General features: G+C 62.7%; 15 protein-coding genes. 9 read left to right on the forward strand and 6 right to left on the reverse strand.

The genetic code is table 11. From position 1 onward, the window contains the following. Nucleotides 1-69: 69 nt before the first annotated feature. Genes PMI24_RS03910 through dmpG form a run of 4 tightly spaced genes read left to right on the forward strand, consistent with a single transcriptional unit; the run spans nucleotide 70 to nucleotide 3,675 of the window. On the forward strand, nucleotides 70-912 hold the full coding sequence (locus PMI24_RS03910) for an alpha/beta fold hydrolase (RefSeq protein ID WP_007951343.1): 843 nt from the start codon (nucleotides 70-72) through the stop codon (nucleotides 910-912). Then, on the forward strand, nucleotides 909-1,700 hold the full coding sequence (locus tag PMI24_RS03915; RefSeq protein ID WP_007951344.1) for a fumarylacetoacetate hydrolase family protein: 792 nt from the start codon (nucleotides 909-911) through the stop codon (nucleotides 1,698-1,700). Before PMI24_RS03910 ends, PMI24_RS03915 begins: the two co-directional genes overlap by 4 nt. An 18-nt stretch (nucleotides 1,701-1,718) precedes the next feature. Beyond that, nucleotides 1,719-2,627, forward strand: a complete 909-nt coding sequence (locus tag PMI24_RS03920; protein WP_007951345.1) for an acetaldehyde dehydrogenase (acetylating) — start codon at nucleotides 1,719-1,721, stop codon at nucleotides 2,625-2,627. 13 nt (nucleotides 2,628-2,640) lie between these two features. Continuing rightward, a complete protein-coding gene (dmpG, locus tag PMI24_RS03925) occupies nucleotides 2,641-3,675 on the forward strand; it encodes a 4-hydroxy-2-oxovalerate aldolase (RefSeq protein ID WP_007951347.1) in 1,035 nt (344 codons plus the stop codon). A 79-nt stretch (nucleotides 3,676-3,754) separates the two neighbouring features. On the opposite strand, the gene PMI24_RS29325 is transcribed toward dmpG, so the two are convergent. From PMI24_RS29325 to PMI24_RS03935, 3 genes are all read right to left on the reverse strand, one after another. After that, a complete protein-coding gene (locus PMI24_RS29325; protein WP_007951348.1) occupies nucleotides 3,755-3,922 on the reverse strand; it encodes a hypothetical protein in 168 nt (55 codons plus the stop codon). Nucleotides 3,923-4,051: 129 nt separating this feature from the next. Beyond that, nucleotides 4,052-5,182, reverse strand: coding sequence for a helix-turn-helix transcriptional regulator (locus tag PMI24_RS03930; RefSeq protein WP_007951349.1), 1,131 nt, complete (start codon nucleotides 5,180-5,182; stop codon nucleotides 4,052-4,054). A gap of 132 nt (nucleotides 5,183-5,314) precedes the next feature. Then, entirely contained in the window at nucleotides 5,315-6,358 is a 1,044-nt protein-coding gene (locus PMI24_RS03935; RefSeq protein WP_007951351.1) for a Rieske 2Fe-2S domain-containing protein, read from the reverse strand. Nucleotides 6,359-6,501: 143 nt separating this feature from the next. On the opposite strand from PMI24_RS03935, the gene PMI24_RS03940 reads away from it, so the two are divergent. The 3 genes from PMI24_RS03940 to PMI24_RS03950 are packed head-to-tail and all read left to right on the forward strand — an operon-like array spanning nucleotide 6,502 to nucleotide 9,363. Further along, a complete protein-coding gene (locus PMI24_RS03940) occupies nucleotides 6,502-7,341 on the forward strand; it encodes an SDR family NAD(P)-dependent oxidoreductase (protein WP_007951352.1) in 840 nt (279 codons plus the stop codon). Continuing rightward, nucleotides 7,328-8,254, forward strand: coding sequence for an alpha/beta hydrolase (locus PMI24_RS03945; RefSeq protein ID WP_007951353.1), 927 nt, complete (start codon nucleotides 7,328-7,330; stop codon nucleotides 8,252-8,254). Before PMI24_RS03940 ends, PMI24_RS03945 begins: the two co-directional genes overlap by 14 nt. After that, nucleotides 8,251-9,363: a 3,4-dihydroxy-2-butanone-4-phosphate synthase gene (locus PMI24_RS03950; RefSeq protein ID WP_007951354.1), complete on the forward strand. Its 1,113-nt coding sequence runs from the start codon at nucleotides 8,251-8,253 to the stop codon at nucleotides 9,361-9,363. The genes PMI24_RS03945 and PMI24_RS03950 overlap by 4 nt, the downstream gene beginning before the upstream one ends. 46 nt (nucleotides 9,364-9,409) lie before the next feature. Here PMI24_RS03950 and PMI24_RS03955 read toward each other — a convergent pair whose 3' ends face one another. The 3 genes from PMI24_RS03955 to PMI24_RS03965 all read right to left on the reverse strand — a co-directional run bounded on the left by PMI24_RS03955 (nucleotide 9,410) and on the right by PMI24_RS03965 (nucleotide 13,418). Continuing rightward, nucleotides 9,410-10,360, reverse strand: a complete 951-nt coding sequence (locus tag PMI24_RS03955; protein ID WP_007951355.1) for a 5'/3'-nucleotidase SurE — start codon at nucleotides 10,358-10,360, stop codon at nucleotides 9,410-9,412. 77 nt (nucleotides 10,361-10,437) lie between these two features. Beyond that, nucleotides 10,438-11,817 (reverse strand): DUF1329 domain-containing protein, encoded by a 1,380-nt coding sequence (locus PMI24_RS03960; RefSeq protein ID WP_007951357.1) that lies wholly within the window; start codon nucleotides 11,815-11,817, stop codon nucleotides 10,438-10,440. 23 nt (nucleotides 11,818-11,840) lie between these two features. Beyond that, nucleotides 11,841-13,418: a DUF1302 domain-containing protein gene (locus PMI24_RS03965; protein WP_007951358.1), complete on the reverse strand. Its 1,578-nt coding sequence runs from the start codon at nucleotides 13,416-13,418 to the stop codon at nucleotides 11,841-11,843. A 276-nt stretch (nucleotides 13,419-13,694) separates the two neighbouring features. Between PMI24_RS03965 and PMI24_RS03970 the strand changes: the two genes are divergently transcribed. Beyond that, on the forward strand, nucleotides 13,695-15,440 hold the full coding sequence (locus PMI24_RS03970; protein ID WP_007951359.1) for an FAD-dependent oxidoreductase: 1,746 nt from the start codon (nucleotides 13,695-13,697) through the stop codon (nucleotides 15,438-15,440). Then, the gene (locus PMI24_RS03975; protein ID WP_007951360.1) at nucleotides 15,437-16,306 is read left to right on the forward strand and encodes an SDR family NAD(P)-dependent oxidoreductase; all 870 of its coding nucleotides are present in this window, start codon (nucleotides 15,437-15,439) and stop codon (nucleotides 16,304-16,306) included. Before PMI24_RS03970 ends, PMI24_RS03975 begins: the two co-directional genes overlap by 4 nt. Nucleotides 16,307-16,316: the final 10 nt, after the last annotated feature.

The raw sequence follows: 16,316 nt of genomic DNA on the forward strand, positions 1-16,316 counted from the left end.
TGTCGGACGATGTTGCCTGCCTGGCCTGCGCAAATAATCCGGGCACAACAATAGCCGGGAGCACACCTTATGAGCGCAATGGCGCAAGGGCACTTCGTTACGCTGCCGCAGGGGTTGCGGCTGCATTATCTGGACATCGGCGGGCAAGGCGCCGGCAGCGGCGAGACGGTGGTGTTCATCCACGGCAGCGGGCCCGGGGCCAGCGGCCACAGCAATTTCAAGCAGAACTACCCGCTGTTCGTCACCGCCGGTTACCGCGTGATCGTGCCCGACCTGCCGGGTTATGGCGCGTCCGACAAGCCGGACACCCTCTACACCCTGGACTTTTTCGTCAATGCGCTGAGCGGTCTGCTCGATGCCCTGGATATCCAGCGCTGCATCCTGGTGGGCAACTCACTGGGCGGTGCGATCGCCATCAAACTGGCCCTCGACCAGCCGCAGCGGGTCAGCCGACTGGTGCTGATGGCGCCGGGCGGGCTGATGGAGAAGGAACAGTATTACCTGCAAATGGAAGGCATCCAGAAAATGGGCGCGGCGTTTGCCCGAGGTGAACTGCACGACGCGGACGGCATGCGCCGTTTGCTGAGCCTGCAATTGTTCGACGAGGCGTTGATCAGCGCCGAAACCGTCAATGAACGGGTCGCCGTGGTGCGCGAGCAGCCGGTCTGCGTGCTATCGACCATGCAAGTGCCGAACATGACCGAGCGCCTCAAGGAATTGCAGTGCCCGATCCTCGGGTTCTGGGGTATGGACGACAAGTTCTGCCCGGTTTCGGGTGCGCAAACGATGATGCAGCACTGCCAGAACATCCGTTTTGTGCTGCTCAGCGAATGCGGGCATTGGGTGATGGTCGAGTACCGCGAGCTGTTCAATCGCGAATGCCTGTTCTTCTTTCAGGAAGGCCAGCGATGAGCGCGGCATTGCGTCGCCAGTTCGGCGAAGAGTTGTATCAGGCGCTGATTGAGGGAAAAACCGTGGCCCCGCTGACCGAGCGCTGGCCGTCGATCAGCATCGAAGACGCCTACCATGTTTCGCTCTATTGCATCGAACGCCGGGTGGCGGCCGGTGACCGGATCGTCGGCAAGAAGATCGGTGTGACCTCGGCGGCAGTCCAGCGAATGCTCAACGTGCATCAGCCGGATTTTGGCTTCATCACCCAACAGATGTCGTTCGCCAATGACGCAAACATTTCCCTGTCGGCGAACCGGCTGATCCAGCCCCGCGCCGAGGGCGAGATTGCCTTCCGGCTCAAGCACGACCTGATCGGCCCCGGCGTGACCGAAGCCGATGTGCTGGCGGCGACCGAGTACGTGACGCCGTGCTTCGAGATCGTCGACTCGCGGATCCACGACTGGCGCATCCGCATCCAGGACACCGTCGCCGATAATGCCTCCTGCGGTGTGTTTGTGCTGGGCGATGTGCAAGCCGATCCGCGCGCGCTGGACCTGCCGAATCTGCACATGCGCGTATTCAAGAATGACGAACCGCTGAGCGAAGGGCTGGGCTCGGCCGTGCAGGGAAACCCGTTGACGGCGGTCGCCTGGCTGGCCAACACCCTGGGTGCGTTCGGCATTCCGTTCAAGGCCGGAGAGCTGATTCTCTCGGGCTCTCTGGTTCCGCTTGAGCCTGCCCGTGCAGGCGACCGTTTTTCTCTGACCATCGATGGCCTGGGCACTGCCCGGGTGTCTTTCTGCGCCTGACCCGTGGGGTTTAACCGGATGAACAAGAAACTCAGAGCGGCCATTATCGGCCCGGGAAACATTGGCACTGACCTGCTGATGAAAATGCACCGATCAGAATGGATCGAGCCGGTGTGGATGGTCGGCGTCGACCCCGAGTCCGAGGGCCTCAAACGCGCCCGCGAACTGGGGGTGAAAACCACCGCAGGCGGCGTCGACGGGCTGCTGCCCCACGTGCTCGACGATGACATTCGCATCGCCTTCGATGCGACCTCGGCCTACGTCCACGAGCAGAACAGCCGCAAGCTCAACGAGCTCGGGGTGATCATGATCGACCTGACGCCCGCGGCCATCGGCCCGTTCTGCGTGCCGCCGGTCAATCTCAAGGAGCACGCGGCATCGCTGGCGATGAACGTCAACATGGTCACCTGCGGTGGCCAGGCAACGATCCCGATGGTGGCGGCGGTGTCGCGGGTGCAATCGGTCAGCTACGGCGAAATTGTCGCCACCGTGTCGTCCGGCTCGGTCGGTCCCGGCACCCGGCAGAACATCGACGAGTTCACCCGCACCACGGCCGGTGCGGTCGAGAAGATCGGCGGTGCCCGGCGCGGCAAGGCGATCATCGTCATCAACCCGGCCGAACCGCCGCTGATGATGCGCGACACCATCCATTGCCTGACGGACGACGAGCCGGATCAGCAGAAGATTCGCGCCTCGGTGCTGCAGATGGTCGAGGAAGTGCAGCGCTATGTGCCCGGCTACAAGCTGATCAACGGCCCGGTGTTCGATGGCCGCAAGGTCTCGATCTTCATCGAGGTGGAAGGCCTCGGGGATTTCCTGCCCAAGTCCGCCGGCAACCTCGACATCATGACCGCCGCCGGCCTGCGTACCGCCGAAATGTTCGCCGAAGAAGCCCACAAGGGCGCCCTGCAACTGCCCGCCCGTTAAGTGGAGAATGACCATGAATCTGCAAGGTAAACGCGTTCGTCTGCACGACATGAGCCTGCGCGACGGCATGCACGCCAAACAGCATCAGATCAGCCTGGACCAGATGATCGCCGTGGCCACCGGCCTCGATGCGGCCGGCGTACCACTGATCGAAATCACCCATGGCGACGGCCTCGGCGGTGCGTCGCTGAACTACGGGATGCCGGCCCACAGCGACGAGGAATACTTCTCGGCGGTGATTCCACGGCTGCGCCAGGCCAAGGTCTCGGCGCTGTTGCTGCCCGGTATCGGCACCCTCGATCACTTGCGCATGGCCCATGAACACGGCGTATCGACCATCCGCGTCGCCACCCACTGTACCGAGGCTGACGTTTCCGGTCAGCACATCGGCATGGCCGCAAAAATGGGCCTCGATACCGTCGGTTTCCTGATGATGGCCCACATGGTCAGCGCGGAAAAACTGCTGGAGCAGGCGCGGCTGATGGAGAGTTACGGCGCCAACTGCATTTACTGCACCGACTCGGCGGGCTACATGCTCCCGGACGAGGTCAGCGAGAAAATCGGCGTGCTGCGCGCCGGCCTGAATGCCGGCACCGAAGTGGGCTTTCACGGTCACCACAACCTGGGCATGTCGATTGCCAACTCCCTGGCCGCAATCGAGGCGGGCGCCGCGCGTATCGACGGCTCGGCGGCAGGGCTGGGCGCTGGTGCGGGCAACACGCCGCTGGAAGTGTTCGTTGCGGTGCTGGAGCGGATGGGCGTTGAAAGCGGCGTCAACCTCTATGGGATCATGGACGTCGCCGAAGACCTGATCGTGCCGATGATGGATCAGCCGATCCGCCTCGACCGCGATGCCCTAACGCTGGGGTACGCCGGGGTTTACAGCTCGTTCCTGCTGTTTGCCAAACGTGCGGAGAAAAAGTACCTGGTGGCCGCTCGCGAGCTGCTGGTGGAGCTGGGGCGGCGCGGCACCGTCGGCGGTCAGGAAGACATGATCGAAGACCTGGCGCTGACCCTGTCCCGGGCGCGGGGCTTCCTGCCGACCTGATCCTCGGCAGACAACAAAAAGCACCGGTGCTGCTTGCAGGCCGGTGCTTTTCTATACGTACAGGTCTAGGGGCGCAGGTTTATGGAAGCAGATTGCGCACCAGCGGCGGGTAGCAGTTGACCGCCGTGCTCGAACAACCGAGTAGCGCGCTGCTCGGTCGATAGGCTTCGTTTCTGAACAACTGACACAGGCTGACGGAACTGCCGACGCAGACGATCAGGAGCAGGGCGCAGGTGGAATGTCGCATCGCGGGCCTCATACGGATTTTTATTGTTGTAGAGGCAAGGTAGGGCGGCGGGAGATATTCGGCGTCGTCTGAATGGACTAGTCAGGCAAAGAAGCCATCGCCCGGGCGGACGATGGCGCGGGATGGGTGTCAGCCGAGGGTGGCCACGCTGCGCAGGATCAGGCGCACGAGCATGGTCTGGCGGGTCACGCCGGTCTTGGAGAAGGTCGAACGCAGGTGGGCGCGCGCGGTGTTGCGGCTGATGCCCAGTTCTTCCGAGGCTTCATCGAGGGTCAGCCCGTTGGCCAGCAGCATGGCGAGCTGGGTTTCCGCCGGGGTGAAGTCGAACAGGGCGCGGACGATCTCCTGAGGCGCGGTGGACTGCTGCTCCGGGTCGCTGATGAAGATCACCACCGTCGGGCACTGTTTGCCTTCGCTCCACTCCGACAGCGGCACCGAGCGCACGATGATGCCCAGATCGGCGCGCCCGGAAGGCCGCTGCACGCGCAGCGCTTCGACCATCGACGGGTTGCTGCTTTTCTGCGAAAGCAGCGACTGTTTGACCAGCCGACGAAACTCTTGGGTGTCGCGGTCGGTACCGACCTGCAGGCCATCGTTGACCAGTTTGATGCCGTCCTTTTCCTGGATCAGCCGGTCGGCCACCTGGTTGGTCTGCAGCACCTTGCCGGCCTCGTCGAGGATGATCGTACCGACCGCCATCTGATTCACCGCGCCGGCGTAGAGGTTGCGTTCGACCTCGATCCGGTTGAGCTGCATGTGAACCTTGATCGAGCGCTCGAGGTGCGGAATGAAATGCGCCAGCAGGGTTTTCTCTTCATCACCAAACGGCTTGTCATCGCGGCCACGGCTGATGCGGATCCGGCACTGGGCGCCGTCGCAGGTGTTGATGTCGGCGCCGAGGATATGGAATACGTCCACCGCTTCGAGGAAGTTCTTGTAGAACTCGGATTTCTGCCAGTCATCGCTGGAGACGAATTCGGCGAGAGTCACCACTTGACGATTGGGCAGGCCGACGAAGGGGTCGAGGGTGAAAAAATGGGTGTTGTACGAGGCGACCGCTTCGGTCGAGGTGCCGGTGGTGTTGACCATCAGTCCGTCCACATGGGTGCTGGGCGGCCGCAGGATGAAGGTCACGTATTTGCTTTTCAGGTAGACGTTGAGCTGGTTGAGGAAGGTCGCCCAGGGAATGGTTTCCAGCGGCCCCTGATACAGGTTGCCGATGAGATCGCTGAACGTGTCGAGGCTGAGGCTCTGCTGCATGGGGAACCCGTTCTTATTATTAGTGGTTTGCGGTGCCCGAGAATAAGCGCCTGTATCGACCACTTGCAACGCCCGGGCACGAGGCCTGACCGGCGGCGGCCGGCCAGGCGCAAAAACGCGACAGCCCCGTGATCAGGCCTGTTCGCGGGCCCGCACGATGAACTCTTTCTGGTCCTGCACCTCCGCTGAAAGCAATCCGACGTCGGTGTAGAACTGCTCGTACCAGCGCCGCAATTGATAGACCGGGCCGTCGCCATCGCAAAGCAACGGGTTATCGACGCGGGTCTTGCTGTGCCAGATCGACACGTCTTCGTAAAAGGCTGCCTGGGCCTGTTGCACATAAGCCTTGGCTATCGCCTGATTCTGTTCTTCGCTCAGGCCCGGGATCTTTTTCACCAGCACGCCGTAGCGCAGGGTGAAGCTGCCGAGGTCGATCGGCACATGGCAGTTGAGCAGGATCGAGTGGATCGGCTGGCCGTTCATGGCGCCGGTCATTTCGGTGATCTGGTAGGCCGGCCCGTAGTAGGTGGCCACGGTGGTCAACGCGCTGTCGCCGGACAGCCGCTCGCTGCGGGCGCTCATGATCTGGGTGGCGAGGTGGCCTTCGAATACGTTGCTGAAGGCTTCGACCGGTGCGCCGTGCACCGTGCCGAAGTGCGCCATGTCGGCGACGTTGTCGATCAATTCGCGGCAGTTGGTGTCGATCTGCAACTCGGCGACTTCCCACTCGGCCCATTCATCGCTGAAGCAGGCGTCGATGCGCGGGATGCGTTGCTCGGGCAGCGGCGGGTTGCCTTCCGGGTCGTTCCAGACGAACAGCAGATGGTTTTCCTCCATCAGTGGCCAGCTCTTGAGCTTGGCACGAGGCGGTATGCGTTTGGCGTAGGGAATGTCATCGCACACACCGTCTGCGCCCCAGCGCCAGGCGTGGAATGGGCAGCGAATCGAATTGCCTTCGACGCAACCGGTGCTGAGGTCGGCGCCCATGTGCGGGCAATAGCCGTCGAGAATGTGCAGCTCGCCGTCCTCGCCCTGAAACGCCACCAATCGGGTGCCGAACACGTCCAGACGGTGGGTGTTGCCGTCGCGGTAGCGGGCGGCCAGACCCAGGCAGTGCCAGCCGCGTGCGTAGCGGTCTTCCAGCAGTTTGGCTTCGATACGGTGCAGGGTACTCATCTTGTTATTCTCCCAGGTTCACGGGTTTGAGCTTGCTGGAGATTCTGCCGCCCCTGTAGAAGCGGGCATCGTCTGAATGGACGATGGCCGGCCGACCGGCGCCCGCTCTACTGACGCCATCGGATGTTTGTCAGGAGCAGGCAATGAATGAGCAATCAGGGCCGGTCGCGGTCATTACCGGTGCCGCCAGCGGCATCGGCCGGGGGCTGGCCGAGCATGCGGCGAAGTTGGGGATGCGCCTGGTGCTGGCCGATCTCGATGCGGTGCGGCTGGAAAACCTCTGTGCTGAACTGCGAAGCGCTGGGGCCCAGGCAGTCGCCTGCGTCACCAACGTCGGCGATCTGGAACAGGTGGAGCGCTTGCGCGATGTCGCCCTCGATCACTTTGGCGGGGTCGATCTGCTGTTCAACAATGCCGGGGTGATGCAGACCGGCCACAGCTGGGAAATCACCGCGCGCCAATGGCAGCGCATGCTCGACGTCAACCTCTGCGGGGTCATCAACGGCATTCGCTGTTTCGTGCCGCTGTTCCTGCGTCAGGGCCGTGCGGCCCATGTGATCAACACCGCGTCGCTGGCTGGTCTGCTCAGCAGCCCGTTGATGGCGCCTTACAACGTGACCAAGCAGGCGGTGGTCGCGCTGTCGGAAACCCTGCACTACGAATTGACGCAGCTCGGTGCGCCCGTGTCGGTTTCGGTCGTGTGCCCGGGGCCGGTAGCCAGTGAAATCATGGCCTCCAATCAAGTGGTCGATGGCGCCGGTTCGTCCTTCAGCCAATTGCTCGACAACAGCATTCGTCAGGGCATGACACCCGCAGAACTGGCAGAGCAAGTGTTCGCCGCCATCGCCGAAAAACGCTTCTGGGTCTTTCCCCACAAAGGCTTCAAAGTGGCCCTGCAGCAACGGGTGCAGAGCATCCTGGAAGAGTCCAACCCACAATTCACAATGTCCGATGTAGAGGAAGATGCCCATGCCGCTCGATAAACAGATCGCGCTGATACTCCAGCAATTCAGCGACCTGCCGGCACCCGATTACAGTCAGCTCGATGCCGCGCACTACCGGCAGTTCTGCGACAACATGCAGCCGGCGATTCCGGGCGTGCCGATGATTGAAGTGCGCAACTTGCGGGTCGAGGGTGCGGTGGGCGAACTGGATGCGCGTCTGTATCGACCATCGGAAGAGAGCAATCTGCCGTTGCTGGTGTATTTCCATGGCGGCGGTTTTGTCGTCGGCAACCTCGACACCCACGACAACCTGTGCCGCTCGCTGGCCCACCTGACCGAGGCTGTGGTGGTGTCGGTGGCTTATCGCCTGGCGCCGGAGCATCCGTTCCCGGGAGCGCCGCTGGATTGTTACCGGGCGACCTGCTGGCTGGTAGAACACGCGGCGCAACTGGGCGTTGATGGCAGTCGGCTCGCAGTGGCCGGCGATAGCGCCGGAGGCAATCTGGCGCTGGCGGTCAGTCAGTTGGCGGAGCAACGGCAAGGGCCGAAAATCCGCTATCAATGCCTGTTCTATCCGGTCACCGACGCCGGTTGCGACAGCCATTCCTATCAGGAATTTGCCGATGGCTTCTTCCTCACCGGCGCCATGATGAACTGGTTCTGGCAGCAGTATTTGCAGGAAGACGGGCAGGGCGATGATCCGCTGGCTTCGCCGTTGCGCGCCGGGAGCGTGGCGCATCTGCCGCCGACGACCCTGATCACTGCCGAATTCGATCCGCTGCGCGACGAAGGCGAGGCGTTCGCCGAGCGCTTGCGTGCAGCCGAAGTACCCGTGCGGGTGCAGCGCTGCGAAGGAATGATTCACGGATTCATCAGCATGGCGCCGTTTGTCGAAGGCGCTGCTCAGGTGTTGTCCGAAGCGGCTGCCGATCTGCGCGAGGCGCTGCAATGACTCCGGCGTTCGACAGCGTGCCGCAACTGCTCGAAGCCATCGCGGCGGGACAGATGGTGGTCATCACCGATGACGAGAACAACGCCGAAGGCTCACTGCTGATGGCCGCCGAACGGGCCGGGGCCGAAGCAGTGACGTTCATGGCGGTGCAGGCGCGCGGCTTGATCTGTCTGGCACTGACCGAACAGCGTTGTCGCGAACTGGGGCTGGATCTGATGGTGCCGCATTCGCGGGCGCAACATGGCGTGGGCTTTACCCGGTCGATCGAGGCGGCTACTGGCGTGTCCACGGGGATCAGCGCCGCCGACCGGGCGCGCTCGATCCAGGTGGCGGTCGACCCGGCCAGCGGCCCGGCGGATCTGGTGCAACCGGGGCATATCTTTCCGGTGCAGGCCTTGCCCGGTGGCGTCATGCAGCGGGCCGGGCATGTCGAGGCCGCGTGTGACCTGACCCGCCTCGCAGGCTTGCAACCGGCGGCGACGCTGGTGGGGATTCTCGACGAGGGCGGCGACCTGGCCCGTGGCGGGCAGCTGCACGAATTCGCCCGCCGCCATGGCCTGCGCATCGGCAGCATTGCCGAGCTGATTCACTACCGCATTCTTCACGAAGGCACGATCGAACGCGGCGAGGCTTATTCCTTGCTGACCCGCCACGGCGAGTTCCAGGTGACGGCGTATCAGGACACCTATCAAGGCGCGCTGCATCTGGCCTTGGTCAAAGGCCGGATTGACAGCGCTCAACCGGTGCTGGTGCGGGTGCAAAGTATCGAAACCCTGCGCGATGCACTTGGATGCGAAAGTGAAGGCGGGCCGCAGCAATGGACCCTTGAACGTTCGCTGGCGTGTATCGCGGCGGCCGGCAACGGTGTGCTGGTGTTGTTGGCGCAGAAGGAAACCGCTGAAGGCGTGCTTGAGCAATTGCGTCAGCGCAGCGGCGGTAAATCGCGGCCGCCGCATTTTCCGCACCGTACGCTGGGCATCGGCGCGCAGATCCTGCGCGATCAGAACGTGCGCAAGATGCGCCTGATGAGTTCGCCGGTGCCCTATAAAGCGGTGTCGGGGTTCGATCTCGAAGTCACCGAATTCATCCCGTTCCAACCCGCCGTCTGAAACCGTTCAACCCCTGCGGGTGATGACCTGCAGGGGTTGTGTCGGTTCAAGGCTGGACGCTTTTGAGCATTTTCTTCGCCTGATCCTGCACCGCCTGCGGCGCACTCATATTGCCGGCGATCACCGTAATCACTGCATGTCCTTGCCACAGTTGATAGGCATCGGCCTGCTGCTGAATGGCAGTGGGTGTCGGCGGTGCAACCAGGTTGACGTGAACCGCACCGTCGGCGCCGCGCTGTGAGGTGAAGTTCACCCGGTCCCAATTGCCGATCGGCGCAAAACTCACGCCTTTGACTTCACGCGCAGGCAACGCCGGGTAGTTGAGGTTCAGCCCGTTGACGCCCGGCAGCCCGAGCACATTCAGTTTGCAGCTGTGTTTGGCGCAGGCCTGATGGGCCTGTTCGATGACCTTCACCGCAAACTTCGCGGTGTCATCCATGGCGCCCAGGGTTTTGCGGAAGCCGGCCTGCTGGTCGCGCATGATCAGGTCCATGTCGATCGCCGTCGACACCGCCACCGCCGGAACGCCCTTGAACATGGCCCGAATCGCAGCGTTGAGGGTGCCGGACATCTGCGTCAGCGGGCCGACGTTTTCACCGAAGTTGATGCCCGACACCACCAGATCCGGCGGGGTGTCCTTAAGCAACACATCCAACCCGACGTTGACCGCATCCACCGGGGTGCCGATGGCCGAAGTCTTGCCGGTCGGCGGGGTGTAGCCCTCGGGCGGTCCGACGCAGAATCTGCCGGGCGCAAGCTCGGTCACCGCCAACGCCTGGCCGGGCACCACGACGCTGGCGGCGCTGATGCCGCTGCTGTCGTTCAACGGGCCGACCAGCGTTACGGTGTGCCCGGCGGCGGTCAGTGCGCGGTACATCGCATCAATGCCGGGGGCGCGGCAGCCGTCGTCGTTGGTCAGCAGAATGTTCAGGGCGCTGGCCTGCATCGACAAACCGAGGCCGGCCACGGCAAGGGCCGCAGTGAGTAATCTGTTCATGGGCAGTTTCCGTCAAAAGTACAAAGTGAAAAAAGCACAACGCCCCGACCGAATGAATCGGTCAGGGCGTCAAGGGTTCAGCGGGTGCCGAGTTTGCGCAGGTTGCCAGGGGTGAATTCGTCTTCGGAGAAGGCGGTGGCATTCAGCTTCGCAGGCTTCTGATCGACCAGCAGACGGTCAACCAGATAAGAGCCGGCGATCAGGTCATGGTAGATGCCGAGGCGGGCGTGGTAGCGCTCGATGTCGTAGGCGTAGATCGAGGTCTGCATGTTGGTGCGCCACAACTGGCCACGGGAATCGTAGTTATCGGCCATGGTTGCGGACCAGGTGTCTTCGTCGAGGTACAGCACCCGTTTGGCGTAGACGTGACGGGCGCCTTCCTTGAGCGTTGCCTGCAGCACCCAGACCCGGTGTTTTTCGTAGCGCATGTACTGCGGATCGACATGGCCGGTGGTCGACAGGATCTGATCGGCCGTCACGCTCGGGTCGTCGATCTTGTAGTTGTGATACGGAATGTAGAGTTCCTTTTTCCCGACGATGGTCCAGTTGTAGCGGTCCGGCGCACCGTTGAACAAGCGGTCTTCGTCGTACACCCGGAAGCCGCCGGCGCCGGTTGGCGAGTCATAGCCGACTGTAGGCGCGCGACGAACGCGGCGCTGGCCGGGGCTGTACTGCCAGGCCTGACGCGGCGAGGCCGTCGGGTTGATGAACTCGTGACCGACCACGATCTCGCCTTTCTTGCGCACCGGTTCCAGGGTGGTGATCAGGAAGTTGGTCAGGATGCCGTTGGCGCTGTCGAGGTTCTTGTCCGGGCTGGACCAGATCGAGAAAATCTTGTAGTTGACCTCTTCCAGCACTTTTTCCTTGTTGGCGTACACCACCGCCTGGCCATAGTTGGCCTCTTCGGTGTTGGCGCGGCCTTGCAGGGTGTGGTTGAACATCAACTCGCTGCCGTTCTTCGGAATCGGAAACGGCGAGGCGCCCCAGGCGTTCTTGGTGTCGTTGTTGTCGTTGTCGAGTTCGGCGGTCACCGCGTTTTTCTTGATCAGGTCTTCCAGACGCTGATCAGCGCGGAAGTCGCGATGGCTCGGGTACACCGGGATCTTGAAGGTGTCCGGGTAGCGTTTGAGCAGCGCTTTCTGGCCGTCGGACAGGTTCTCGGCGTACTTGTCCATGTTCTTCGAATCGATCACGAACAGCGGTTTTTCCGCCGCGTACGGATCCGGATAAGGCGTGCCGGGGCCGGCAAACTTCAGACCCGGTGGCAGACCACGCCACTTGCCGCTCCACGCCGGAATGCTGCCGTCGGCGTTGCCGGCCTTTTCCGCGCCCATCGGGGTCAGGTCCTGGCCCAGTCGCGCGGCTTCTTCGGGGCTGACCTTGGCGTAGGCCAGGCCACTGCCGAGCAGGCCGACGGTCAGCGCCGTGCTCAATAACGTTTGGGTGAATCGAGACATGCTGTGCTCCTCCGACAGGGGAATCAGAACCGGTATTTGAAGTTGAGGGCGACGTTGTCGCGGTCGGCCAACGGGCTGTTGTTGGCGTTGCCCAGGTAGGCGTTGTAGCGGGCTTCGACGGTGAAGTTGCCCAGATAGCGCCACGAGCTGCCGATACTGGCGCGGTCGTCGCCTTCGCCCTGGTTGATCGAGCCGACAATCGAGCTGTCGCCGTGGGATGCGGTGCTGTAGGTGATCGGCACGGACATGTCCCAACCGCTGAACACGTCGTTGTAATCGAAGCTGACTTGCGCGGTGTAACCCCAGGCTTCGCGGTCGTAGACCAGGCTGTCGGTGCCCGGCAACGTGAAGCCCGGCGCCAGGGTCACGGGTGCCGACTTGTCGTTGCTGATCACGGTGTTGTAGACGACCTCGCCGGTCAGGGTGGTGTTGTCGGCGAAGGCGGTCGGGCCAAGCACGTAGATCATCGACGACTGCGCTTGCATCGTTTTGCCGCGTACCGCGCTGGAGAAACCGTTGTTGACCATCACCGGCGCGCCGTCGCGGTAGCTGACTTCACCGGCCCAACTGACGTCGCCGATTACCGTGGAGAAACTGGCGCCGAACAGATCGATGTTGTCGAAGTACACCGCACGATAGCGACCGAGTTCGGACTGGAAGTCCAGCGACGGCGTCTTGTCGTGATAACGCGAGTAGTAAATGCCGAACTCGGTGTTGTTCAGCGACTCGGCGGCGTAGGTGAAGGCCACGCCGTACTGGCCCTGATTGCTCGGTTTGTCGTTGGCCAGACGCGTGATGAAACCGCTGGCGTCGTTGTAGCCGCCTTCGTCGATGTAGTCGGTGGTGGAGAAGTAGCTGCCGACCCCGAACAACTGGGTCTTTTCCCATTTGTATTGGTAGTAGGCCTGGATATCGAGGCTGTCGGTGAGGCTGAACTGGGTGAACAGTTGGCCGACCGGCAGAAGGATTTCCTTGACCTCGACACCTGGCGTGGTCGACTTGGTCGCGTCCACCGGGCTCTGCGCTGCCGAAATACCGGGGTAGAACAGGCTTTCACCCCAGCTCACCACTTGATTACCCAGCCGCGCATTGAGGTTGTGACCGCCCAGATCCCAGGTGCCGTAGGCGTAGTAATCGAGCATGCGCAGTTCCTTGCGGTGCTGATCGATGGTGTCCTGGGAGAAACGGTCCGGCCGGTTGCAATGGCCGCCGGCAAAGCAGTTCGAGGTGCCGGTGTTGTTGTCGTTGTCTTGATCGTAGACGTTGTCGTAGAAGCCCGTGGCCCGCACGAACACGCCGTAATCGTCCTGCCATTTGATGTTGGCTTCGGTGAGGAAACCGGCGCGGTTGTTGATCAGGCTGCCTTTGGAAAACGCATTGTCGCCGTCATTGCCATCGGCGTTGGCCGTCAGCTTGTGATCGCGGCCTTCGGTGCGCCAGGCGAGGCTGTAGGTCAGCGTGGTGTCCCAGTCGACGCTCAGATTTTCGTTCGGCTGGAAGGTCATCGCGCTGGCCTGGCTGCCCAGTCCACCGGCCAGCAACAACATGGCCAGCTGTACGCGAGGGTGTAGCGATTGTGGGGCGATTATTGTTTTTATCATGTCGTCCTCATGCCCAGGTCGGACCTGCCCGACCTGCATTTCAGGGGGGAAGTGGTGCCGTGGGCGACTATGCGGTCAGGCACAGGGCGCAACATCGTCCAAGCGGACTAAGCGATTTGCACGGGGCGATTTGCACAGGAGCAGGGCGCTCAAGCCTTAGTCCCATCGGACGATGACCACCCGGCACACGCGCCCAACAATCCCGAGACCGACTGCGCCGGACGAAGATCCGGCCAGCGGTTTTTGCCTTGAAGGCGCTGAGCAAAGGGTGATCGCATGAAAGCTGCCGAGATCAAATGGGATGAGTGCTGCGATGTGCTGGTGGTGGGTTCCGGAGCAGGCGGGATGACCGCGGCGCTGCGCGCTCACGACCTGGGACTGAACGTGTTGCTGATCGAAAAGAGCAACGAGTACGGCGGCACCTCGGCGGTGTCCGGCGGCGGCATCTGGATTCCCGGCAACCACCGGATCGAGGCCCTGGGCGGCAGCGACAGCGCTGCCGAAGCGATTGCCTATATTCGCGCGGTGACCCACGGCGAGATCGACGACGGGCGTATCGAAGCCTACGTCGAGCACGGCAAACAAATGGTCGAATACCTCGAACAGAAGACCCGCGTGCGCTTCGAGGCCCAGGCGCGTTACGCCGATTACTACCCGGAAGTCGAAGGCGGCAAACCCGGCTATCGCTCCATGGACCCGCAACCGTTCGACGCCGCCGAACTGGGTGAAGAGTTTCTGCGCATGCGTGCGCCATCCCCCGGCACGTTGATGATGGGGCGTATGGCAATGACCATGAAAGAGGCGCAGGTCCTGCTGTGCCGAGGCCCCGGCTGGTTGCGCCTGACGCTGAAGGTCATGTGGCGTTACTGGCGCGACCGCGAGGGGCGGCGCCTGTCGAAGCGCGATCGTTACCTGACCCTGGGCAATGCCTTGATCGGCGCTTTGCGTTGCTCGTTGCAGGATCGCGGCAAATCGTTGTGGCTCAACTGTGGGCTGGAAGAGTTATTGATTGTCGGCGACCGGGTCGGCGGTGCGCGGGTCTGTCGCGAGGGGCAGCGCCTGAACGTCAAGGCACGCTACGGCGTGATCGTTGCCGCCGGTGGTTTCGAACGTAATCAAGAGATGCGCACCCAGTATCTGCCGCAACCTTCAAAGACCGACTGGAGCGCCACACCGCCGCACAATACCGGCGACGGCATTCGCGCCGGGCAAGCCATCGGCGCACGCACAGCGCTGATGGAACACAGCTGGTGGGCACCGACCACCTACGTTCGCGGCGAGGAAAAACAACGGGCGATGTTCGTTGAGCGCACGTTGCCCGGTTGCGTAATGGTCAACTCGGCGGGTGAACGCTTCGTCAACGAAGCCGCCCCCTACACCGATATCGTCGAGGCGATGTACGCCAACAACCGCGAAGGTGCGGTCAGCGTGCCGTGCTGGATGGTGTTCGACGCCGAGTTCCGCCGCAAATACCCCTGCGGCGCGCTGTTGCCGGGATATGCCCAGCGCGACTGGCAACTGCCAGAACATTTGCGTGATTACTTTTTCAAGGCGCCGGATCTGCAAACCCTGGCGGCGAACATCGGCGTCGATGCAGCCGGACTGCTGCGCACGGTGCAGCGTTTCAACGGCATGGCCGTGCGCGGCTACGACGAAGACTTCCACAAAGGTGAATCGCTGTTCGATCGCTACTACGGCGACCCGAGCGTGCAGCCCAATCCGTGTCTGGCGCCGTTGTTCAAAGGGCCGTTCTACGCCGTGCGCATCGATGCCGGCGACATTGGCACCAAAGGCGGTTTGCTCACCGACGTTCACGCCCGAGTCCTGCACGAGGACGGCAAACCGATCAAGGGCCTGTACGCCATCGGCAACAGTGCGGCGTCGATGATGGGCCGTACCTATCCGGGAGCCGGTTCCACCATCGGCCCGGCGATGACCTTCGGTTACCTGGCGGCCAATCACATCCATCGTCAGAGCCAGAAAAGCGGCTCGGTGATCAGTCAGTTCGGGAGCGTCAAATGAAGCGGCAAGTTGCAGTGGTGACCGGCGCCAGTCGCGGCGTCGGCCAGGGTATTGCCCTGGCACTCGGTGCGGCGGGCATGCGGGTTTACGTCACCGGGCGTGCGCCGGAGTCGGCAGGCGCGCATCTGTATGGACAGGCCTTGAACAGCTCGCTGGACGACACGGCCGCCGCGATTACGGCGGCGGGCGGAGAGGGCGTCGCGGTGGTTTGCGATCATGCCGACGATGCGCAGGTTGCCGCGCTGTTCGCCCAGATAGAACGTGAATGCGGACGGCTGGATCTGCTGGTGAACAATGCAGCGTTCATTCATGACCAGTTGATCGAACCGGGGCCGTTCTGGGAGAAGCCGCTGGACCTCGTGCGCATTCTCGACGTCGGCCTGCGCTCGGCGTATATCGCCAGCTACCACGCTGCGCCGCTGTTGTTGAACAGCACACAAGGGCTGATCTGCTTTACCTCGTCCTTTGGCGGCGGTTGCTACATGCACGGGCCGGCGTACGGGGCGCAGAAGGCCGGTTGCGACAAACTGGCGGCGGACATGTCCATCGATTTCGAGGGCCGTGGCGTGGCGGCGTTATCGCTCTGGCTCGGGCCGCAACTGACCGAGCGCACGCGGATTGCCGGCGAACAGCATGGCGAGCAGTACCAGGCTTTTCTGGCGCACGCCGAAACCCCGCAATTCAATGGCCGGGTGATTCATGCGTTGCTTAATGACCCGCAGTTGATGGCGCTCTCGGGGCAGACGCTGATCACCGCCGAAATCGCTGCCGGTTACGGCATCAGTGAAGACGGCGGCCGTCAGCCACCGTCCCATCGCGCTCTGCTCGGCGATCCGCGCCAACAACATCCGGCCCGGGTGATTTGAAGGTCATTCC

This window comes from Pseudomonas sp. GM25, from assembly GCF_000282255.1.
Classification (GTDB): domain Bacteria; phylum Pseudomonadota; class Gammaproteobacteria; order Pseudomonadales; family Pseudomonadaceae; genus Aquipseudomonas; species Aquipseudomonas aphyarum.